This window comes from Streptomyces coeruleoprunus (assembly GCF_039542925.1).
Lineage (GTDB): Bacteria > Actinomycetota > Actinomycetes > Streptomycetales > Streptomycetaceae > Streptomyces > Streptomyces coeruleoprunus.
Genome location: NZ_BAABIT010000001.1, coordinates 3,257,039 through 3,277,315, shown reverse-complemented (window position 1 = coordinate 3,277,315; position 20,277 = coordinate 3,257,039). Strand labels below are relative to the sequence as shown.

The 20,277-nt window shown below is 71.5% G+C and carries 20 protein-coding genes; 12 read left to right on the top strand and 8 right to left on the bottom strand.

Annotated elements, in window-relative coordinates; genetic code table 11:
- The first annotated feature begins 360 nt into the window (after window positions 1–360).
- The 4 genes from ABEB09_RS14330 (at window position 361) to ABEB09_RS14315 (ending at window position 3,221) form a co-directional block, all read left to right on the top strand.
- Window positions 361–1,599: an IS110 family RNA-guided transposase gene (locus ABEB09_RS14330; protein ID WP_380839409.1), complete on the top strand. Its 1,239-nt coding sequence runs from the start codon at window positions 361–363 to the stop codon at window positions 1,597–1,599.
- A gap of 108 nt (window positions 1,600–1,707) precedes the next feature.
- Window positions 1,708–2,067 (top strand): hypothetical protein, encoded by a 360-nt coding sequence (locus ABEB09_RS14325; protein ID WP_345690287.1) that lies wholly within the window; start codon window positions 1,708–1,710, stop codon window positions 2,065–2,067.
- 41 nt (window positions 2,068–2,108) lie between these two features.
- Window positions 2,109–2,432: a hypothetical protein gene (locus ABEB09_RS14320; protein WP_345690286.1), complete on the top strand. Its 324-nt coding sequence runs from the start codon at window positions 2,109–2,111 to the stop codon at window positions 2,430–2,432.
- A 444-nt stretch (window positions 2,433–2,876) separates the two neighbouring features.
- The gene (locus tag ABEB09_RS14315) at window positions 2,877–3,221 is read left to right on the top strand and encodes a WhiB family transcriptional regulator (RefSeq protein WP_175408568.1); all 345 of its coding nucleotides are present in this window, start codon (window positions 2,877–2,879) and stop codon (window positions 3,219–3,221) included.
- Between the two features lie 113 nt (window positions 3,222–3,334).
- Here ABEB09_RS14315 and bagB read toward each other — a convergent pair whose 3' ends face one another.
- Together bagB and bagA are read right to left on the bottom strand one after the other, a co-directional pair.
- Complete coding sequence (gene bagB / locus ABEB09_RS14310) at window positions 3,335–4,648, bottom strand: ATPase BagB (RefSeq protein WP_345690285.1); 1,314 nt, start codon at window positions 4,646–4,648, stop codon at window positions 3,335–3,337.
- On the bottom strand, window positions 4,645–5,607 hold the full coding sequence (bagA, locus tag ABEB09_RS14305) for an ATPase BagA (RefSeq protein WP_345690284.1): 963 nt from the start codon (window positions 5,605–5,607) through the stop codon (window positions 4,645–4,647). Before bagA ends, bagB begins: the two co-directional genes overlap by 4 nt.
- A gap of 83 nt (window positions 5,608–5,690) precedes the next feature.
- On the opposite strand from bagA, the gene sp36 reads away from it, so the two are divergent.
- The 5 genes from sp36 (at window position 5,691) to ABEB09_RS14280 (ending at window position 9,840) form a co-directional block, all read left to right on the top strand.
- Complete coding sequence (sp36, locus tag ABEB09_RS14300) at window positions 5,691–5,849, top strand: Sp36 family protein (RefSeq protein ID WP_345690283.1); 159 nt, start codon at window positions 5,691–5,693, stop codon at window positions 5,847–5,849.
- Complete coding sequence (locus ABEB09_RS14295; protein ID WP_345690282.1) at window positions 5,846–6,319, top strand: RidA family protein; 474 nt, start codon at window positions 5,846–5,848, stop codon at window positions 6,317–6,319. The genes sp36 and ABEB09_RS14295 overlap by 4 nt, the downstream gene beginning before the upstream one ends.
- Before the next feature lie 740 nt (window positions 6,320–7,059).
- The gene (locus ABEB09_RS14290; RefSeq protein WP_345690281.1) at window positions 7,060–7,950 is read left to right on the top strand and encodes an NUDIX hydrolase; all 891 of its coding nucleotides are present in this window, start codon (window positions 7,060–7,062) and stop codon (window positions 7,948–7,950) included.
- Window positions 7,947–8,777, top strand: a complete 831-nt coding sequence (locus ABEB09_RS14285) for an MBL fold metallo-hydrolase (RefSeq protein WP_345690280.1) — start codon at window positions 7,947–7,949, stop codon at window positions 8,775–8,777. The genes ABEB09_RS14290 and ABEB09_RS14285 overlap by 4 nt, the downstream gene beginning before the upstream one ends.
- A 178-nt stretch (window positions 8,778–8,955) precedes the next feature.
- Complete coding sequence (locus tag ABEB09_RS14280; protein WP_345690279.1) at window positions 8,956–9,840, top strand: prohibitin family protein; 885 nt, start codon at window positions 8,956–8,958, stop codon at window positions 9,838–9,840.
- Window positions 9,841–9,949: 109 nt separating this feature from the next.
- Here ABEB09_RS14280 and ABEB09_RS14275 read toward each other — a convergent pair whose 3' ends face one another.
- Complete coding sequence (locus tag ABEB09_RS14275) at window positions 9,950–10,624, bottom strand: Crp/Fnr family transcriptional regulator (RefSeq protein WP_031077600.1); 675 nt, start codon at window positions 10,622–10,624, stop codon at window positions 9,950–9,952.
- Between the two features lie 317 nt (window positions 10,625–10,941).
- On the opposite strand from ABEB09_RS14275, the gene nth reads away from it, so the two are divergent.
- From nth to ABEB09_RS14260, 3 genes are all read left to right on the top strand, one after another.
- Window positions 10,942–11,805, top strand: a complete 864-nt coding sequence (nth, locus tag ABEB09_RS14270; protein ID WP_380839419.1) for an endonuclease III — start codon at window positions 10,942–10,944, stop codon at window positions 11,803–11,805.
- Window positions 11,806–12,046: 241 nt separating this feature from the next.
- Window positions 12,047–12,820 carry an NUDIX hydrolase gene (locus ABEB09_RS14265; protein WP_380839421.1) on the top strand — a complete coding sequence of 258 codons (774 nt, stop codon included), beginning with the start codon at window positions 12,047–12,049 and terminating at the stop codon, window positions 12,818–12,820.
- 66 nt (window positions 12,821–12,886) lie between these two features.
- Window positions 12,887–14,086 (top strand): MarP family serine protease, encoded by a 1,200-nt coding sequence (locus ABEB09_RS14260; protein ID WP_345690276.1) that lies wholly within the window; start codon window positions 12,887–12,889, stop codon window positions 14,084–14,086.
- 158 nt (window positions 14,087–14,244) lie between these two features.
- On the opposite strand, the gene ABEB09_RS14255 is transcribed toward ABEB09_RS14260, so the two are convergent.
- The 5 genes from ABEB09_RS14255 to acs all read right to left on the bottom strand — a co-directional run bounded on the left by ABEB09_RS14255 (window position 14,245) and on the right by acs (window position 20,148).
- Window positions 14,245–14,421, bottom strand: a complete 177-nt coding sequence (locus ABEB09_RS14255; protein ID WP_345690275.1) for a hypothetical protein — start codon at window positions 14,419–14,421, stop codon at window positions 14,245–14,247.
- Between the two features lie 142 nt (window positions 14,422–14,563).
- Window positions 14,564–15,502 carry an alpha/beta fold hydrolase gene (locus ABEB09_RS14250; RefSeq protein ID WP_345690274.1) on the bottom strand — a complete coding sequence of 313 codons (939 nt, stop codon included), beginning with the start codon at window positions 15,500–15,502 and terminating at the stop codon, window positions 14,564–14,566.
- Window positions 15,499–15,993 (bottom strand): phage holin family protein, encoded by a 495-nt coding sequence (locus ABEB09_RS14245; protein ID WP_345690273.1) that lies wholly within the window; start codon window positions 15,991–15,993, stop codon window positions 15,499–15,501. The genes ABEB09_RS14250 and ABEB09_RS14245 overlap by 4 nt, the downstream gene beginning before the upstream one ends.
- 280 nt (window positions 15,994–16,273) lie before the next feature.
- Complete coding sequence (gene nhaA / locus ABEB09_RS14240) at window positions 16,274–17,806, bottom strand: Na+/H+ antiporter NhaA (RefSeq protein ID WP_345690272.1); 1,533 nt, start codon at window positions 17,804–17,806, stop codon at window positions 16,274–16,276.
- 329 nt (window positions 17,807–18,135) lie between these two features.
- The gene (gene acs, locus ABEB09_RS14235; RefSeq protein WP_345690271.1) at window positions 18,136–20,148 is read right to left on the bottom strand and encodes an acetate--CoA ligase; all 2,013 of its coding nucleotides are present in this window, start codon (window positions 20,146–20,148) and stop codon (window positions 18,136–18,138) included.
- Window positions 20,149–20,277: the final 129 nt, after the last annotated feature.

Here is a 20,277-nt window from a genome sequence, read left to right as displayed (position 1 = left end):
CTCCGTGGCCGCCACCACGAGCGGTGTTGGTGCCCGTCGGCGCTGGACGCATGCCTACTACTCACCAGGCATCGATGCCTATTAAGAGATCGGCGGCGTCCAGGGCCGTCGTGTGTCAACACCTGTCGACTTGATCACGCGTTGGGGTTGGTGGTGCGAGCCCATCGCACGGTGACCTCTCGATACGCCCGAGCCGTCTGAGCTCCCGCATAGACCGAGGCCCGTGGGGTGCGCTGGTGCCACGAACGGCTAGTGAGGTGGCGGCCCGACCACGATGCGGTCGAGGCCTGGGATTAGGTCGCTGCGTGGCCCGCATGCGCTCGTGACCAGCGCAAACGCCGAAATCTGGGGAGGGGAACCTTGATCTATTGTGGAATCGACCGGGCGGAACGAACCCACGACGTCGCCCTGGTCGACGACACCGGCCAGCTGCTCGCAAAGCGGCACATCACCGACGATGCGGCCGGCTACAAGATCCTGCTGGAACTGCTCGCCGAGTACGGCGACAGCGAGGAGAGCCCGATGCCGGTCGCGATCGAGACCTCCCGCGGTCTGCTCGTCGCGGTGCTGCGGACCGGCACGCGCAAGGTGTTCGCGATCAACCCGATGGCCGCCGCCCGCTACCGCGACCGGCACAGCGTCTCGCGCAAGAAGTCCGACCCCGGCGACGCCCTGGTCCTCGCCAACATCCTCCGCACCGACATGCACGCCCACCGGCCCCTGCCCGATGACTCCGACCTCGGCCGCGCGATCGCCGTTCTGGCCCGGGCCCAGCAGGACTCTCTGTGGAACCGGCAGCAGCTCGCCAACCAGCTCCGTTCCCTGTTACGCGAGTATTACCCCGCAGCCCTGGCCGCCTTCGCCGCCTGGACCAACGGCCTGTGTCGTCCCGAGGCCCGCGAGCTCCTCAAGACCGCCCCCACCCCCACACGGGCCGCACGTCTGACCCGCACCCAGATCCAGGCCGCGCTCAAGCGTGCCGGCCGCCAGCGCGGCATCGACGCCGAGGCTGACCGTCTCCGCGAAGTCTTCCGGGCCGAGTGGGCCCATCAGCCGCCGCTGGTCGAGGACGCGCTCGGCAAGCAGATGCTCGCCCTCTTCATCCAGCTGGACGCCGCCTGCACCGCCGCAGACCAGCTCGCCGAAGCGGTCGAGGAGGCCTTCCCGCAGCATCCGGACGCCGAGATTCTGCTGAGCTTTCCCGGCCTCGGCATCCAGCTCGCCGCCCGAGTCCTGGCCGAGATCGGCGACGACCGCACCCGCTTCGCCGACGCCCGCGGTCTGAAGGCCTACGCCGGCTCCTCACCCATCACCCGCGCCTCTGGCAAGAAGTCCGCCATCACAAGACGCTGGGTGAAGAACGACCGGCTCAACCACGCCGGCTACCTCTGGGCCTTCGCTTCACTCCGGGCATCCACCGGCGCCAACGCCCACTACCGGCGCCGCCGCGAACAAGGCGACTGGCACGCCGCCGCCCAGCGCAACCTCTTCAACCGCACGATCGGCCAGCTCTACCACTGCCTCCAGAAGCGCGAGCTCTTCCACGAGCAGTCCGCGTTCCTCGCGTCGCCCTCGGCGTCGGAGGCAGCGGCTGCGTGACCTGCCACGTTGACCTATGAGGGCGGACCTGGAGGTCCTGATGCCGTAGTTGTCGCCTCAGCGACTTGGGAAGGCTGCGGTCACAGTGGTGGATGCGACCATCTCGAGGTGAACCCACCTGACACCCTGCCCGCGGTCGAGAGGGCGTTCATGCTCAACGCGATGGAGATCGACATCCTGCCCGGCGTCCGTGGCGACCTGGAAGAACCATTGGCATCCGGACCCTGCGCGAAGCTGGTGCCCTTCCTCCTGTCTCTCGCCGACAGGGGATGGATCGAGGTCTGCCGTGTCATTCCCTGGACTGCCCCTGATGGAAGCCCCGGCTTCCAGCCCGGCGCACCGATCGCGAGGGGAGACCTGCCCGCGCTTCTGGCTGATGACGAGAACTGGGAGTACCCCGACAGCGGCGAGTGGATCGGCTGCCTGACTCTGACGCTGACCGAGGAGGGACGGCGGATCCCCTGGTGAGGCGGTGGCCCAGGAGGCCGACAGCAGCCGATCATTCGCCCATGAGACCCGAAGTGCAGACGTTCGTCGCCGACGGCCCGCTCCCCGACTGGGACGCGAGCGAAGAAGAGATCGAAAGGCGCGTGGAGCAGCTCGAAGCGATTCCGAAGCCGGTCACCGGAGATGAAGCGAAGGCGCTGGTCGCCTGCTTCGGCCCGGACGTCTGCTACGGCGTCGCCTGGACGCTCCTGCACCTCATCGAGACGGGCCCGAACCCCGTCCTGGCCACCGACCCGGGGCGGGACGCCAACGAGTGGCACCAGCGGCTCTTCCTCCGCGCCGTGAACGGAGGACTCATCCCTGAACTTGACGGCATAGCAACGTGAGGTGTCTACGTTCTCATTCGCCGGACACACGTATATGCCTTGGCCTAAGCTGGTCACAACTGTCACAGCAGTTTCCTGCTGCGGCGGGAATCAGCCACCCCCACCCCCCTCCCTTTTCTCCTCGCTGTGCCCGCGTTTCCCCTGCGCCGCTTCATGGCCATGCCCCGGCCGACCCGTGGGGCGTGTCCGTTTTCATGGACTGTGTCGTGATGTGCCCCGTGTGACACAAGTGAAATGCCCTAGTTCGTGCAGTTCATCTTGTATGTCTATCGGTCACTCCCCTGGGTGATCTGCCGCCTACGCATAGTCCGTTCGGGCCATTCAAGATTGGGCCCGAAGGGGGTGTTGCGGTGTGCCCGCCTTCCGTAACGTCCTCAACTGGCAGCGGTGAATATGCCGCTGCCGCCGTGGGGGAGCCTCGATTCGGGAGAGGACGGCGCCGGCATGGGCTGGGTAGCTGACTGGAGTGCGCAGGCGGCCTGCCGCACTACCGATCCGGATGAACTGTTCGTACAAGGAGCGGCGCAGAACAGGGCCAAGGCGGTGTGCACCGGATGCCCGGTGCGGACCGAGTGCCTGGCCGACGCGCTGGACAATCGCGTCGAGTTCGGCGTGTGGGGCGGTATGACGGAGCGCGAGCGGCGTGCGCTGCTGCGCCGGCGCCCGACCGTCACGTCGTGGCGCCGACTGCTGGAGACCGCGCGTACGGAGTACGAGCGGAGCGCGGGCATCCTGCCCGTCGCACTGAACGACGACGAGACGTACGAGACGTACGCGGCGGTGGGCTGAGCCGGGCGGCTCCGTACCCCACGCCTCGGACGCCTCACACGCGTCCTACGCCTCACCGGGCGCACGAGCGGACCCGTACGCGTCGGACCTGACGCGCAGGCGAGCCCGCGTGCCTACACCGCTCCGGCCGTTGCGGACCCTCCGCCGGTCGCGAGCCGATCACCGATGGCCCGAAGACCGGCGAGGTCGTGTACGTCGCCGGGCAACGCGGCCACTTCGGCCACCGCCACATCGGGATGGAGCGCGGTGAAACGGTCGCGCGTTCGCTGTTCACGCGCGAGCACCTGCATCCGTTCCGCATGGAGGCGCAGCAGACCCGCCGTCAACTCCGCCACGGCGGGAGAAGCGCCGTCGGCGGAGCCGGCTTGAGTTGTCGATTCGGGTGCGGGGGCCTCGGGAGAGGTGGCCGCCGGGCCACCCACACGAGTCTGCCCGCCCCCCTGATCCACAATGCGGACCTCGTCAAGATTTTCCGCCGCGGCAAGCGCCCGCTCGGCGGAGAGCCGGGCGGCGCCGCTGCCGTGGACCCGGTTGAGGACGAGCCCCGCCAGCGGCATCCGCTCCGCCGCCAGCCGCTCCACGAAGTACGCCGCCTCCCGCAGCGCGTCCCGCTCCGGCGCGGCCACCACCAGGAACGCCGTTCCCGGCGCCTGGAGCAGCCGGTACGTGGCGTCGGCACGCGTACGGAAACCGCCGAACATCGTGTCCATCGCCGCCACGAACGTCTGCACGTCGCGCAGCAGCTGACCGCCGAGCAGCTTGCCCAGCGTGCCGGTCATCATCGACATACCGACATTGAGGAACTTCATCCCGGCCCGGCCGCCCACCTTCGCGGGCGCCATCAGCACCTTGATGAGCTTGCCGTCCAGGAACGACCCCAGCCGCTTCGGAGCGTCCAGGAAGTCCAGCGCCGAGCGGGACGGCGGGGTGTCCACCACGATCAGGTCCCACTCGTCGCGCGCCCGCAGCTGGCCCAGCTTCTCCATCGCCATGTACTCCTGCGTGCCCGCGAAGCCGGCCGACAGGGACTGGTAGAAGGGGTTCGCCAGGATCGCGCGGGCCCGCTCCGGGTCCGCGTGCGCCTCGACGATCTCGTCGAAGGTGCGCTTCATGTCCAGCATCATGGCGTGCAGTTCGCCCGCGCCCCGCGTGCCCGGCACCCGGCGCGGGACGTTGTCCAGCTCGTCGATGCCCATCGACTGCGCCAGCCGCCGGGCCGGGTCGATGGTCAGCACGACCACCTTGCGGCCGCGCTCGGCCGCCCGTACGCCGAGGGCCGCGGCCGTCGTGGTCTTGCCCACGCCGCCCGCGCCGCAGCACACGATGATGCGGGTCGCCGGATCGTCGAGGAGCGGGTCGACCGCCAGACGCTCGGGCGCCGGCAGGGACCCCTGCGGAACCGGTGCTGCCGCTTCGACGGTCGTCATGCGCCCACCCCGAGCTTCCGTAGTTCCTTCGCCAGCCGGTACAGCCCCGCGAGATCCGCGCCCTCGCCGAGGAAGGGGAGCTCGTACGACGGGACCTGAAGCTTCGCCAGCACCTCGCGCTGCTCCCGCTCCAGCTCCACGCGCTGCGCGTGGTCGGCCGCCTCGTCGAGGAGCGGGCCGACCAGCTCGTCGGGGCGGCTCACCCCGGCCGTGCCCAGGGCCCGCGCGATACCGGCGCGGTGGTCGCCGGAGGCGGCCCGTACGGCGTCCTCGTCCAGGACGTGCGGGCGGACCATGTTCACGATGACGTTGCCGACCGGCAGGTCGGCGGCGCGCAGCTCGGCGATGCCGTCGGCGGTCTCCTGGACCGGCATCTCCTCCAGCAGGGTCACCAGGTGCACCGCCGTCTCGGGCGACTTGAGGACCCGCATGACGGCCTGGGCCTGATGGTGTATCGGGCCCATCCTGGCCAGGCCGGCCACCTCGTCGTTGACGTTCAGGAAGCGCGTGACGCGGCCGGTGGGCGGGGCGTCCATCACGACGTGGTCGTAGACGAACCCGCCGTTCTTCTCCTTGCGGCGCACCGCCTCGCACGCCTTGCCGGTCAGCAGCACGTCCCGTACGCCGGGGGCCACCGTCGTCGCGAAGTCGATCGCGCCGAGCTTCTTCAGCGCCCGGCCGGCCGCCCCCAGCTTGTAGAACATCTGGAGGTAGTCCAGCAGGGCCCGTTCGGCGTCGATGGCGAGTGCGTACACCTCGCCGCCGCCCGGGGCGACGGCGATCTTGCGCTCCTCGTAGGGAAGCGCCTCCGTCTCGAAGAGCTGTGCGATGCCCTGTCTGCCTTCGACCTCGACGAGGAGGGTCCGCTTGCCCTCCGTCGCGAGGGCGAGCGCGAGGGCGGCGGCCACCGTCGTCTTACCGGTACCGCCCTTGCCGCTGACGACCTGGAGCCTGCTCACACAAGCGAGCGTAACCAGTGACTCCCCCGCCCACGCAGGAGGCTGCCCCTGGGGAGTCCCGGCGAGCGGATACAGTCGGCCCCATGACCAAGTGGGAATACGCGACGGTGCCGCTTCTCGTGCACGCGACCAAGCAGATTCTGGACACCTGGGGCGAGGACGGCTGGGAGCTCGTCCAGGTCGTTCCCGGGCCGAACAACCCCGAGCAGCTCGTGGCGTACATGAAGCGGGAGAAGCCGTGACCGGCCGCGTCGAGGCGGCGCTCGCCGAGCGCGGGCTGACGCTTCCGCAGGTCGTGCCGCCGCTGGCCGCCTACCAGCCGGCCGTGCGGTCGGGCGCGTACGTGTACACCGCCGGCCAGCTGCCGATGGTGGAGGGCAAGCTTCCGGTCACCGGCAAGGTGGGCGCCGAGGTCACGCCCGAGGAGGCCAAGGACCTGGCACGGATCTGCGCGCTCAACGCGCTGGCCGCCGTCAAGTCGGTCGCGGGCGACCTGGACCGCATCGCGCGTGTCGTGAAGGTCGTGGGCTTCGTCGCGTCGGCGCCGGACTTCACCGGCCAGCCGGCCGTTCTGAACGGCGCGAGCGAACTGCTGGGGGAGATCCTCGGCGACAAGGGCGTCCACGCCCGCAGCGCGGTGGGCGTCGCGGTCCTCCCGCTGGACGCGCCGGTGGAGGTCGAGATCCAGGTGGAACTGACGCCTGAGGCCTGAGGCCTGAGGCCTTAAGCCTGGCGAGGCCGGGCTTCGGTCCTGCGCGGGGTCGCGTCTCGTCGGCTCTGCGGGGGCCGACCCCGGCCTGAGCTGGTTGGGCGTGGCCCCCGCTTGGGCCGCGCCGGTCGTACGGCATGGTGCCGGGGCGGGCCGCGCCTGCGGCCGCCTGTGCGCCCTTGGACGCGGGCCGGGGGCTCGCGGCCCCCGCTGGGCCGGCCCTGGCCTGAGCCGGCTCCGGCCAGGCCAAGACGTAGGGTGGCCGACCCCCGTCGGCCGGGGCGGCCGCCGCGGCCAAGCTCCGCCGCGTTGCCGGGCCGGGCCGGCCCTGGTTACGCCGAGCCCGTTGAGGCCCCGGCGGCCGGGCTGCACCAGCCGCCTGGACGCTGGGCCACGGGCGCGGCTCGGGTGCCGGGCCGTCTCGCCACGTCGTGGCCGCCTCGGCCGACCGCGCGTCGGCCCCCTCGGGCATGCAGGCCCGACTCGATGTCCCTTCCGCGCCCTGCCGGCGCACTTGCCCTGCGGGCCCCTGGTGCGCGGCCGGCGCCAAGCCTGACGGCGGCTTCGACCACCCTGAGCCCGGGGCGGCGCCCCGCCGCCTCCGCCCCCGGCCAAGGCGCCGCCCTCCGCCCCGGGCAAAGCGCCGCCGCCCCGCGCCCGCGTCCCGCCTCGCAGGGCCCCGGGGGCCCCAGTACACGGGGCATGGTCTCGAACATCTCCGCGGATGCGCATAGGCTCCGGCCATGTCCAATGGTCAGTGGTATCCGCCGGAGTGGCCCGGTCTCATTCGTGCGCTGGCGGCCGGGGAGCTGACGGCCGTGGTGCCCAGGAGGGCCGCGACCGTGCTGCTGCTGCGGGACGGCGCGCGCGGGCCGGAGGTGCACATGCTGCGGCGCCGTACGTCCATGGCGTTCGCCGGTGGCGCGTACGCCTACCCCGGTGGGGCCGTCGACCCGCGCGACGAGCAGCCGGTGCGCTGGGCGGGCCCCTCGCCGGCCGACTGGGCGGCGCGTCTGGGGGTCGGTACGCCCGCCGAGGCGCAGGCCGTCGTGTGTGCGGCCGTCCGCGAGACGTACGAGGAGGCCGGCGTCCTGCTGGCCGGGCCCACCCCGGACTCGGTCGCCGGGGACACCACGGGCGACGACTGGGAGGCCGACCGGGCCGCCCTGGTGGCCCGCGAGCTGTCGTTCGCGGAGTTCCTGGACCGACGGAAGCTCGTACTCCGCTCCGATCTGCTGGGCGCCTGGGCCCGCTGGGTCACCCCCGAGTTCGAACCGCGCCGCTACGACACCTGGTTCTTCGTGGCCGCCCTCCCGGCCGGCCAGCGCACCAGGAACGCCTCGACGGAGGCCGACCGGACCGTGTGGATCCGCCCGGCGGACGCCGCCGCCGGCTATGACCGGGGCGAGCTGCTGATGATGCCGCCGACCATCGCCACGCTGCGGGCCCTCACGCCGTACGGGACGCCGCTCGACGCCCTCGCGGCGGCCGGGACCCGCGACCTGGCCCCGGTCCTGGCGCAGGCCAGACTGGAGGGTGACGAGGTGGTCCTGAGCTGGCCGGGCCACGACGAGTTCACCAAGCACATCCCGAGCGAGGCCACGCGGCCGACCACCGGAGGAGCCGCCGTATGACCGACGCCGCCGCCCTCCCCGGTCAGCCGCGCGGAGCCGTGGTCTCCGGGCCCGCGACCCGGCGCGCCGTGAACGTCCTCGCGCCCAACGCCTCCGCCATGACCCTGGACGGCACCAACACCTGGATCCTCTCCGAGCCGGACTCGGACCTCGCGGTCGTCGTCGACCCGGGCCCCCTCGACGAGGGCCACCTGCTGCGCGTGCGGGACACGGCCGAGCGCCTCGGCAAGCGCGTGGCCCTGACGCTGCTCACGCACGGCCACGCCGACCACGCCGAGGGCGCCGGGCGGTTCGCCGAGCTGACCGGGACCCCGGTCCGCGCCCTGGACCCGGCGCTGCGGCTCGGCGGCGAGGGCCTGTCCGCCGGACAGGTCGTCGAGGTCGGTGGCCTGGAGCTGCGCGTCGTCCCGACGCCCGGCCACACCGGGGACTCGCTCTGCTTCCACCTGCCCGCCGACCAGGCCGTCCTGACGGGCGACACGATCCTCGGGCGCGGTACGACGATGGTCGCCCACCCCGACGGGCGGCTCGGCGACTACCTGGACTCGCTGCGGCGGCTGCGCTCGCTGACGGTCGACGACGGGGTGCACACGGTGCTGCCGGGCCACGGGCCGGTGCTGGAGGACGCGCAGGGGGCGGTCGAGTTCTACCTGGCGCACCGCGCCCACCGGCTCGCCCAGGTCGAGACGGCCGTCGAGACCGGCTACACGACGGCGGCCGAGGTCGTCGCCCACGTGTATGCGGACGTCGACAGGTCCCTGTGGCCCGCGGCCGAGCTGTCGGTGCGGGCGCAGCTGGAGTACCTGTCGGAGCACGGCCTGATCTGACGGGAAGGCGAGTCCGGAGGTCCGGTAGACCCGGACGCGAGTCGGAGCAGGATCCGTACAGAACCGGTATGGATCCGCAATCGCCATGCGCGGGACAACACACCACGCCGATGCTTTACGCTCCCTTTACATCACATGCCGACATCTGTGGTTGTCGCTTGAACGGGGGGATTCCGTCGTGTTTGTCCTGTCCATCCTGCTGCTCATCGTGGCGGTGGTGCTCTACTTCGTCGCCCGCGCCGGCGACCGCACGGGCCTCCGGCTCGGTGCGGTGGGTGCGCTGATCGCGGCCCTGTTCGCGGGCGTGGCCAGCTCCGTGCACGTGGTCAGCGCGTACGAGGTCGGGGTGCCGGTGACCTTCGGCAAGGTGGGTACGCCGATGACGCCCGGCGTGAACGTCATCTCGCCCTTCACCACGGTCACCACCTTCTCGACCCGCCCGGTCGACCTGAACCTCTCCGACAAGGACGTGGTCGAGGTCCGCTCCTCGCAGGGCGGTGTCATGTACGTCGAGGTGACGGTCAAGTGGGCGGTCGCACCGTCCAAGGCGGTCGAGCTGTACCGGCTCGCGGGCAGCGAGGACGCCATCCAGCAGCGGCTGGTCTTCCCGGACAGCCGGGAGATCGTCCGTAACGTCTTCGCGCGCCACACGAGCGAGGAGGGCTACTCCTCCGCCCGCGAGAAGATCAACGCGGAGATCGGCGACCTCATCAAGGAGCGCCTGGCACCGCGGGGCATCGACGTGACCACCGTGAACCTGCGGAACGTCAAGCCGTCCGACCAGCTCCAGGACCAGATCGACCGCAAGATCCAGCAGCAGCAGGCCACCGAGCGGGCCCAGGAGGCCGCGCGGACGGCCAAGGCGGAGGCCGAGCGCCGCCGGATCGAGGCGGAGGGCATCGCCAAGGCCAACAAGATCCTCAACGACTCGCTCACGGACAAGGTCCTGGCGAACCAGTGCATCGAGGCGTACAAGGAGGCCGCGGCGAAGAACCCGGTGTACGCCGTGCCCTGCGGCAACGGCAGCGGTACCCCGGTGATCGTCGACGGCAAGAAGAACTGACGCGCCGCACGGAAAAGGGCCGCCCCGGGGAGCATCGGCTCCCCGGGGCGGCCCTTCGGTTCTCGGCCCTCGGGCTCGCGCCCTGCCGGCGTTGTGCCCTACAGGCGCGTCAGCGCGAGCGCTTCGCCAGGCGCTCCACGTCGAGCAGGATCACGGCGCGCGCCTCCAGGCGCAGCCAGCCGCGGCCCGCGAAGTCGGCGAGCGCCTTGTTGACGGTCTCGCGGGAGGCGCCGACGAGCTGGGCCAGCTCCTCCTGGGTCAGGTCGTGCACCACGTGGATGCCCTCCTCCGACTGCACGCCGAAACGGCGCGACAGGTCGAGGAGCGCCCGGGCGACCCGGCCCGGCACGTCGGAGAAGACCAGGTCGGACATCTGGTCGTTGGTCTTGCGCAGGCGACGTGCGACGGCCCGCAGCAGCGCCGACGCCACCTCGGGGCGGGCGTTCAGCCAGGGCTGGAGGTCGTTGTGGCCGAGGCCGAGGAGCTTCACCTCGGTCAGCGCGGTCGCGGTCGCCGTCCGCGGGCCCGGGTCGAACAGGGACAGCTCACCGATCAGCTCGCCGGGGCCGAGGACGGCGAGCATGTTCTCGCGGCCGTCGGGGGAGGTGCGGTGGAGCTTGACCTTGCCTTCCGTGACCACGTACAGCCGGTCACCCGGGTCGCCCTCGTGGAAGAGCGCGTCGCCGCGGGCGAGCGTCACTTCACTCATCGAGGCGCGGAGCTCCGCGGCCTGCTCGTCATCGAGCGCCGCGAAGAGCGGGGCGCGCCGCAGAACGTCGTCCACGAGTTCTCTCCTATGTCGACCTGCTCAGGGACGTTGGTCCCCATGATGCCGGACGGTGCGGCGCTCTTCCGAGGGGTGCCGCCCGTGGAATGGTTCCCCGGCGGCCCGGCTTCCGCAGGTTAATCATCGTGCGATCAATCACAACAAGTTTGACGCACTGGTACGCGTGTCCGTACGGCAGGGGCCCGATCGGGGCCTCATTGCCCTTGCCCAGGGCGGATGTCGGTGGTGGCGCTTAGGCTGGCCGGGTGTCCAATTCGCCGGTGAGAGCGCAGGCCGAGGGGGCCGGGAGAGTGTCCGGGGAACAGAATTCCGCTGTGGGCGAACAAGCGTCGCGTGCAACGAAGAAATCCGCCAAAAGCGCACCAAAAGGTGCAAAGCGGTCAGTGAAGGCGGAATCGCGCCTCGCGATGGTCCGCCGCGCTCGGCGGATCAACCGCGAGCTGGCCGAGGTCTATCCGTACGCCCATCCGGAGCTGGACTTCCGCAACCCCTTCGAGCTGCTGGTCGCGACCGTGCTGTCCGCCCAGACGACCGACCTGCGGGTCAACCAGACCACGCCGGCGCTCTTCGCGAAGTACCCGACGCCGGAGGACATGGCGGCCGCGGTGCCGGAGGAGCTGGAGGAGATCATCCGGCCCACCGGGTTCTTCCGGGCCAAGGCCAAGTCCCTGATCGGCCTCTCCGTCGCCCTGCGGGACGCCTTCGGCGGCGAGGTGCCGGGCCGCCTGGAGGACCTGGTCACGCTGCCGGGCGTCGGCCGCAAGACGGCGAACGTGGTGCTGGGCAATGCCTTCGGGGTCCCCGGGCTCACCGTCGACACGCACTTCGGGCGTCTGGTCAGGCGCTGGAAGTGGACCGAGCAGGAGGACCCGGAGAAGGTGGAGGCGGAGATCGCCGCGATCTTCCCCAAGTCCGAGTGGACGATGCTCTCGCACCGCGTGATCTTCCACGGGCGCCGTATCTGCCACGCCCGGAAGCCCGCCTGCGGCGCCTGCCCGATCGCCGCGCTCTGCCCGGCGTACGGCGAGGGCGAGACGGACCCGGAGAAGGCGAGGAAGCTGCTGAAGTACGAGATGGGCGGCTATCCGGGCCAGCGCCTGGCCCCGCCCCCGGACTACCCGGGCCGCCCGGCACCCCCACTGGTCACCGGCCCCGCCAACGGCGGCAGCGCCGAGTGACCGGCCCGGTGGCCGGGCGGTCGTGGCCCGCGGTCGGGCGGGCGGGGTCCGTGGTTCGGCGGTCGTGGCCTGTGGCGGGGTGGGCGGGGTCCGTGGCCGGGCGGTCGGGGTCCGTGGTCGGGCTGCGGTCCTGGCCTGTGGCCGGTCGGTCGTGGCCTGTGGCCGGGCGGTCGCGGGCCGTGGTCCGGGGGTCGTGGAACGAACTGGTGGCCGGAATGCGTTGTGAGGACCGGGGGTGCCTATGACGCGCGCGAGAGAAGAGACCCACACGCCTACGCCTTCGACCCACAGGCCCGAGCCTGCGGCCCGCACGCACACGCCTGTGGCCGCGGGAGCCGCCGCCGAGCCCGCGGCCGTGGTCGTCAGCGACGAGGGCCTGCCCGAGTGGCTGGAGCCCGTCGCGCGCTCGTCGCGCACCATCGAGCCCGAGCAGCTGAGCCGGATACTGCCGCCCGCCGACGGAGGCCGGCAGGCCGCCGTGCTCATTCTCTTCGGCGAAGGCCGGCGCGGGCCCGAGCTGCTGCTCATGGAGCGTGCCGGCACTCTCCGCTCGCATGCCGGCCAGCCCTCCTTCCCCGGCGGCGCCCTCGACCCCGAGGACGGCGACCCGGCCGGACCCGGGCCAGTGCGGGCCGCCCTGCGCGAGGCCCAGGAGGAGACGGGGCTCGACCCCTCCGGCGTCCAGGTCTTCGGGGTGCTGCCCCGCCTGTACATCCCGGTGAGCCGATTCGTGGTCACGCCCGTACTGGGATGGTGGCGGACCCCCACGCCCGTCGGAGCCGTCGACCCGGCCGAGACCGCCCGGGTCTTCACCGTGCCCGTGGCGGATCTCACTGATCCGGCCAACCGCGCCACCACCGTCCACCCGAGCGGTCACCGCGGCCCGGCATTTCTGGTCGAATCGGCCCTGGTGTGGGGTTTCACCGCCGGGGTGATCGACCGGATTCTCCACTACGCGGGCTGGGAAGAGCCTTGGGACCGGGGGAAGCAGGTCCCGCTCGACTGGCGTGCATGACAGGCTGACTGCTGGGCTCCGCGGCCGCACGGGGCGACCGGAGACGAATCTGCGAGGCTAATGACGGTGAACGTGCTGGACATCTTGCTGCTGGTCGCCGCCGTGTGGTTCGCGATCGTCGGGTACCGCCAGGGCTTCGTCGTCGGCATCCTGTCGGTGATCGGCTTCCTGGGCGGCGGTCTCGCCGCGGCGTACCTGCTGCCCCTGGTGTGGGGGCCGCTCACGGGTGACGCCGAGGTCTCCACGACCGCCGCGATCGTGGCCATCGCCATCGTGCTGATCTTCGCCTCCGTGGGGCAGGCCTTCACCACGCACCTGGGCAACAAACTGCGCCGCCACATCACCTGGTCGCCCGCCCGCGCGCTCGACGCGACGGGCGGCGCCCTGGTGAACGTGGTGGCGATGCTCCTCGTCGCCTGGCTGATCGGCTCGGCCCTGGCCGGCACGGCCCTGCCGACGATCGGCAAGGAAGTCCGCAACTCCAAGGTGCTCCAAGGCGTCTCGCGCGTCATGCCGGACGAGGCGTCCACCCTGTTCACGGACTTCTCGTCGGTCCTCGCGCAGAACGGCTTCCCGCAGGTCTTCAGCCCGTTCGCCAACGAGCCCATCACCGAGGTCCGCCCGCCGGACCCGGCGCTCGTCAACAGCCCGGTCGCCGCCCGCGCCCAGCAGTCGATCGTCAAGGTCGTCGGCACGGCCCGCGGCTGCGGCAAGGTGCTGGAGGGCACCGGCTTCGTCTTCGGCGAGCGCCGCGTCATGACGAACGCGCACGTCGTGGGAGGCGTCGACGAGCCGACCGTCCAGATAGGCGGTCAGGGCAAGCTCTACGACGCGACGGTCGTCCTCTACGACTGGCAGCGCGACATCGCGGTCCTGGACGTCCCCGATCTGCGGGCGAAGCCGCTGGAGTTCACCACGACGGACGCCCGCAGCGGCGACGGCGCGATCGTCGCGGGCTTCCCGGAGAACGGCGCGTACGACGTCCGCTCGGCGCGCGTCCGCGGACGCATCAACGCCAACGGACCGGACATCTACCACCGGGGCGAAGTGCGCCGCGATGTGTACTCGCTGTTCACGACGGTCCGTCAGGGCAACTCCGGCGGCCCGCTCCTCACCCCTGAGGGCAAGGTGTACGGCGTCATCTTCGCCCGCTCGCTGGACGACGCGAACACCGGCTACGCCCTGACGGTCGACGAGATCCAGGAGGACATCGACCTGGGCCTGGCGGCCAACCAGCAGGTGGACAGCCAGGGGTGCGCGCTCTGACGGGGGCCCGTCGCGGGTGGTTCGAGGCGGCGGGTCGTCGCCGGGTCCTTCGCGCCGGGTCCTTCGTCCGTCCGTCGTCGGTCCGTCGTCGGTCCTTCAGGAGGACGGCGGGCGGCCCGACCGGGGCGAAGCGCGGTGACTGTCGCCCGCCGGGCCGGTCAGCCCCGCTGGTGCCGGAGCCGGGCGGAGACCCAGCGGGCGCGGCGGCGGAGGATGCGCGGGATGCCGAGGCGCGGGTCCGGCCCCTGGCCCCGGGGGGCGCCCGTCTCGGGGGTCGGCGCGGTGGCCGAGCGGCGGTTGCGTGCGGCGTCAACGTAGTCGTGCGTCCAGCCCATACCCCGACGTGTGCCCGGGGCCCAAGGTCGGTAACCGCCTGAGGGAGCGCCAATTGGCCTATGCGCCAGGCATTTGGCTGTTCGTAGGACAACCGTTCCTGCGCGTTTCCGTCGGTTCCGCCCAAGGCCCGGGAGGGCCGTGCTACCGGTCCGGCTCGGGGTCCTTCAGCCAGTTGACGAGTTCCGTCGAGAAGGCCAGCGGGTCCTCCTCGTGCGGGAAGTGCCCCAGGCCGTCGAAGAGCCGCCAGCGGTACGGCGCCTCCACGTACTCGCCGGAGCCCGCCGCGCTCCGCGTGCGCATCACCGGGTCCTGCGAGCCGTGCAGATGCAGCGTCGGCACCCGTACGGGACGCTTCATCCGGCGGTTGAACTGGACGCCGTCGGGGCGGGCCATCGACCGCACCATCCACCGGTACGGCTCGATCGAGCAGTGCGCCGTGGACGGGATCGTCATCGCCCGCCGGTACACGTCGACCGCCTCCTCGTCCGGCACGCGCGCTCCGGACCAGTCGCGGATCAGCCGGCCGACGAGCGCCGCGTCGTCCGCGACGAGCCGCCGCTCCGGCAGCCACGGCCGCTGGAAGCCCCACACGTACGAACCGGCCCGGGTCTGCGCGAAGTCGGACAGCATCGCGGAGCGCCACCGGCGCGGATGCGGCATCGACGACACGGCCAGCCGCCGCACCAGCTTCGGCCGCATCACGGCGGCCGTCCACGCCAGGTAACCGCCCAGGTCGTGCCCGACGAGCGCCGCGTCCGGCTCGCCGAGGGACCGTACGACGCCGGTGATGTCGAGCGCGAGGTTGGCGGGGTCGTAACCGCGCGGCGTGCGGTCGCTGCCGCCGACGCCCCGCAGGTCCATCGCCACGGCTCGGAAGCCGGCATCGGCGAGCGCGGGCAGCTGGTGCCGCCACGTCCACCAGAACTGCGGGAACCCGTGCAGGAGCAGGACGAGCGGGCCGTCGCCCATCTCCGCGATGTGGAAGCGCGCCCCGTTGGCGGCCACGTCGCGATGCGTCCAGGGGCCGTCGATCCGTACGGGACTTCCGGCGCTGCCGGTACTGCTCTCAGGGACCGTCATGCAGACGAGCGTGCCACAGTCACGGCCTTGTCCTGGACCGGAGCACCATCGGGGCGGGGGTGCGGCCTGACGTTCTGCAGGACGGCGGCGGTCTCCTTCACGGACGCCGCCGTCTTCTGCGGGCCCTTGCCCTGCTTGGCCTTCTTCATGAAGACCGCGCCGATGGCGAACAGCAGGCCCGCGACGAACACGTTCACCGCGAAGGACAGCAGGAAGCACCAGGCCAGGTTCCAGCCCGTCCAGGCGTGGAAGCCGTACGCGAGCGCGAAGCTCAGCATCGGGAGCGAGAACACCAGGACGGCGACGGCGGCCAGGAAGACGGCGCTGCCGAGCGCCCCGCGCTTGACGTCCTGCCGCAGCTGGGCCTTCGCCAGCGCGATCTCGTCGTGGACGAGTGCGGACATCTCGGCGGTCGCCGAGGCGACCAGCTGGCCGAGAGTGCGCTCTTCGCCGTTACCGGCGATACCGGTCGTGCCGGCGGGCTCGCTCATCGTCTCGCTCCCTCTGCATCTCTTCGTCTCTTGGGTCCGACTTCTGCGGGTCCCGGTCCGGACCTCCGAGGTCCGAACCTCTTCTGTCCGAACCCCTATTGCCCGAACCCCTATTGTCCGGACCCCCCCATTGTCCGAACCTCTGCGGCCCGAACCTTTCACGCCCGGACCTCCACGGTCCGAAGGTTGACGGTTCGGGCCTCTGCGGTCCGATCGTTCACGGTCCGGACCTCTACGGTCGGAACGTTCAGGGTCCGGACCTCTGCGGTCCGACCTCAGATCATGCCGGACCGTCGGCGTCCCCGCGCGGTCCCCCCGCCTCTTCGGCCTGCCGTACCTGGTCCGCCGCCTGCCGTACGCGCGCCTCCGCCTCCCGGCCGTGCTGCTCTGCCCGGCGTACGTGCTCCTCGGCGTGCGGGCCCTCCGCCTCGGCGAGGCGCCGGTGCTCCTCGGCCCTGCGCCGGTGTTCGGCCGCCTTGCGCTCGTAGATCTCGGCGAGCCGGCGGTGGTGCTCCGGGTCGTCGATCTCGTAGATGTCGGGGATGCCGCTCATGTCCTCGTCGCGCTCCTCGACCTCGACGAGCGCCTGGTACTTGCGGACCCGCAGCTTCAGCAGGACGGTGGCCAGCAGCGCGGCGGCGAGGGAGCCGATGAGCACGGCCGCCTTGATCTGGTCGGTCAGCGCGGCGTTCCCCTCGAAGGCCAGCTCGCCGATGAGCAGCGACACGGTGAAGCCGATGCCGGCCAGGACGGCGACCGCGAACAGGTCGGCCCAGGCCAGGTCCTCGTTGAGCTTGGCGCGCGTGAAGCGGGCGGTCAGCCACGTGCCGCCGAAGATGCCGACGGCCTTGCCGACCACCAGGCCGAGGACGACGCCGAGCGTCTCCGGCCGGGTGAAGACGTCGGCCAGCGCGTTGCCCGACACGGAGACGCCGGCCGAGAACAGCGCGAACAGCGGCACGGCCAGGCCGGCCGACAGCGGGCGCACCTGGTGCTCGATGTGCTCGCCGGGGGAGACGTCCTCGCCTTCGCGGCGGGTGCAGCGCAGCATCAGGCCCATGGCGACGCCCGCGATGGTGGCGTGGACGCCGCTGTTGTACATCAGGCCCCAGACGACCAGGCCGAGCGGCACGTACACGTACCAGCCGCGCACGCCCACGCGCAGCAGCACCCAGAAGAGGATCAGGCCGGCCACGGCGCCGCCGAGCGCGAGGAAGTCGAGGTCGCTGGTGAAGAACACAGCGATGACCAGGATCGCGAAGAGGTCGTCGACGACGGCGAGGGTGAGCAGGAAGGCCCGCAGCGCGGCCGGCAGCGAGGTGCCGATCACGGCCAGGACGGCGAGAGCGAAGGCGATGTCGGTGGCGGTCGGCACCGCCCATCCGGCGAGCGAGCCACCGCCGGCGGCGCTGGTCAGGACGTAGACGAGGGCAGGGGCGACCATGCCGCACAGGGCGGCGACCACCGGCAGCGCGGCGGCCTTGGGGTCGCGCAGCTCGCCCGCCACCAGCTCGCGCTTGAGCTCGATGCCGGCGACGAAGAAGAAGATCGCGAGGAGGCCGTCGGCCGCCCAGTGCTGGACGGACAGGTCGAGGCCGAGTGAGGCCGGGCCCATGTGGAAGTGTCGTACGGCGTCGTAGCTCTCCCGCACCGGGGTGTTCGCCCAGACGAGCGCGGCTATCGCGGCCACGAGCAGCAGCACGCCACCGAGGGTCTCGGTGCGCAGGGCGTCCGCCACGAAGGTGCGCTCGGGGAGCGGGAGTCGGCCGAGGAACCTGCGCTCGGTGGAAGGGGACGTCTTGGGCGCGGCCACGGTGCGGGAACCTCCGAGGTGTCGGCGGACATGACGAATCGCGTGCCGACCAGACTTCCCGGCGCCCCTTGGACTTCTTGTTGCTCTTCTTGTCGCTTTATTGATGCGCCCCACACCCTACCGGAGGACCTAGGGGGCGAATCCGAGTAAACCTCACCTTATGTGCAAAAAGGGCACCCGGCTCGTCGGTGCCGGGTGCCCTGCCGCCTGCGGTAGGCCTGCGGTTCGACTGCGGGTCGACTGCGGTACGGGCGGCCGGCGGGGCCGCCCGTACGTCAGTCCTCGCCGACGCGTCGGTCGCCGCCGGCGTGCCGACCCTTACGGGTGCGTCAGTCCTCGCCGGCGGCGGACGGCAGCTTGGCCTGGATCAGGTCCATGACGGAGGAGTCGGTGAGGGTGGTGACGTCACCCAGCTCCCGGTTCTCCGCGACGTCCCGCAGCAGCCGGCGCATGATCTTGCCGGAGCGGGTCTTCGGCAGCTCGGCGACCGGCAGGATCCGCTTCGGCTTGGCGATCGGACCGAGCGTCGCGCCCACGTGGTTGCGCAGGTCGGTGACGAGGCTGTCGCCGTCCGCCTCCGCCTCGGCCGCCGCCGTGCCGCGCAGGATCACGAACGCCACGATGGCCTGGCCCGTCGTCTCGTCGGCCGCGCCGACGACCGCCGCCTCGGCCACCTTCGGGTGCGAGACCAGCGCGGACTCCACCTCGGTGGTGGAGATGTTGTGGCCCGACACCAGCATCACGTCGTCGACCCGGCCGAGCAGCCAGATGTCGCCGTCGTCGTCCTTCTTTGCACCGTCGCCGGCGAAGTACCTGCCCTCGAAACGGGACCAGTACGTGTCGAGGAACCGCTGGTCGTCGCCCCAGATGGTGCGCAGCATCGACGGCCACGGCTCGGTCAGGACGAGGTAGCCGCCGCCACCGTTCGGGACCTCGTTGGCCTCGTCGTCGACGACCGTGGCCGAGATGCCCGGCAGCGGGCGCTGCGCGGAGCCCGGCTTGGTCTCGGTGACGCCCGGCAGCGGCGAGATCATCATCGCGCCGGTCTCGGTCTGCCACCACGTGTCGACGATGGGGCAGCGGCCGCCGCCGATGTGCTCCCGGTACCAGATCCACGCCTCGGGGTTGATCGGCTCGCCGACCGACCCCAGGATCCGCAGGCTGGACAGGTCGAACTTGGCGGGGATGTCGTCGCCCCACTTCATGAACGTGCGGATCGCCGTCGGCGCCGTGTAGAGGATCGTGACGCCGTACTTCTGCACGATCTCCCAGAACCGGCCCTGGTGCGGGGTGTCCGGCGTGCCCTCGTACATGACCTGCGTCGCGCCGTTCGCCAGCGGCCCGTAGACGATGTACGAGTGGCCGGTGACCCAGCCGATGTCGGCCGTGCACCAGTAGACGTCGCTCTCCGGCTTGAGGTCGAAGACCGCGTGGTGCGTGTACGCCGCCTGGGTGAGGTAGCCGCCCGAGGTGTGCAGGATGCCCTTCGGCTTACCCGTGGTGCCCGACGTGTAGAGGATGAACAGCGGGTGCTCGGCGTCGAACGCCTCCGGGGTGTGCTCGGCCGACTGGCGGCCGACGATGTCGTCCCACCAGAGGTCGCGGCCCTCGGTCCAGGCCACGTCCTGGCCGGTGCGGCGCACCACGAGCACGTGCTCGACGTTGTCGACCCGGCTCAGGGCCTCGTCGACGGCCGGCTTGAGCGCGGACGGCTTGCCGCGCCGGTAGCCGCCGTCGGCCGTGATGACCAGCTTGGCGTCGGCGTCCTCGATCCGGGCGGCGATCGCGTCGGCCGAGAAGCCGCCGAAGACCACCGAGTGGGCCGCGCCGATACGGGCGCACGCCAGCATCGCGACGGCGGCCTCCGGGATCATCGGCATGTAGACCGCGACCCGGTCGCCCTTGCCGACGCCCAGTTCGGTCAGCGCGTTGGCGGCGCGGCTGACCTCGTCCTTGAGCTGGGCGTATGTGAGGGCGCGGGTGTCGCCCGGCTCGCCCTCGAAGTGGATCGCGACCCGGTCGCCGAGCCCGGCCTCCACATGGCGGTCCACGCAGTTGTACGCGACGTTGAGCTTGCCGTCGGCGAACCACTTCGCGAAGGGGGGGTTCGACCAGTCGAGCGTCTCGGTCGGCTCGGTGGCCCAGCTGAGCCGGCGCGCCTGCTCGGCCCAGAAGCCGAGCCTGTCCGCCTTGGCCTGCTCGTAGGCGGCCGCCGTCACGTTGGCGTTCGCGGCCAGCTCGGCGGGCGGGGCGAACCGCCGCTCCTCCTTCAACAGGTTGGCCAGGCTCTCGTTGCTCACGACATCTCCCATTCCCAGGGCGTCCGATGTGTCCCGGCACATAGCTCACCAGCCCAATGGCCGGGTGACAAGGGTTTCCCGATCATTGGTTTAGACCTCTACGGCTGATGGGTGAACCGAGGCGGGACGGGCGGTCAGATGGCCCCTTCTCCCCGGGCGCAGAAAGGAGGG

Coding starts and splice junctions, on each gene's coding strand:
- ABEB09_RS14290 (WP_345690281.1), top strand. CDS start 7,060: ATGTCCAATGGTCAGTGGTATCCGCCGGAGTGGCCCGGTCTCATTCGT.
- ABEB09_RS14320 (WP_345690286.1), top strand. CDS start 2,109: ATGAGACCCGAAGTGCAGACGTTCGTCGCCGACGGCCCGCTCCCCGAC.
- sp36 (WP_345690283.1), top strand. CDS start 5,691: ATGACCAAGTGGGAATACGCGACGGTGCCGCTTCTCGTGCACGCGACC.
- ABEB09_RS14285 (WP_345690280.1), top strand. CDS start 7,947: ATGACCGACGCCGCCGCCCTCCCCGGTCAGCCGCGCGGAGCCGTGGTC.
- ABEB09_RS14315 (WP_175408568.1), top strand. CDS start 2,877: ATGGGCTGGGTAGCTGACTGGAGTGCGCAGGCGGCCTGCCGCACTACC.
- ABEB09_RS14250 (WP_345690274.1), bottom strand. CDS start 15,502: ATGACGGTCCCTGAGAGCAGTACCGGCAGCGCCGGAAGTCCCGTACGG.
- acs (WP_345690271.1), bottom strand. CDS start 20,148: ATGTGCCGGGACACATCGGACGCCCTGGGAATGGGAGATGTCGTGAGC.
- ABEB09_RS14245 (WP_345690273.1), bottom strand. CDS start 15,993: ATGAGCGAGCCCGCCGGCACGACCGGTATCGCCGGTAACGGCGAAGAG.
- ABEB09_RS14255 (WP_345690275.1), bottom strand. CDS start 14,421: ATGGGCTGGACGCACGACTACGTTGACGCCGCACGCAACCGCCGCTCG.
- bagB (WP_345690285.1), bottom strand. CDS start 4,648: ATGACGACCGTCGAAGCGGCAGCACCGGTTCCGCAGGGGTCCCTGCCG.
- ABEB09_RS14265 (WP_380839421.1), top strand. CDS start 12,047: ATGACGCGCGCGAGAGAAGAGACCCACACGCCTACGCCTTCGACCCAC.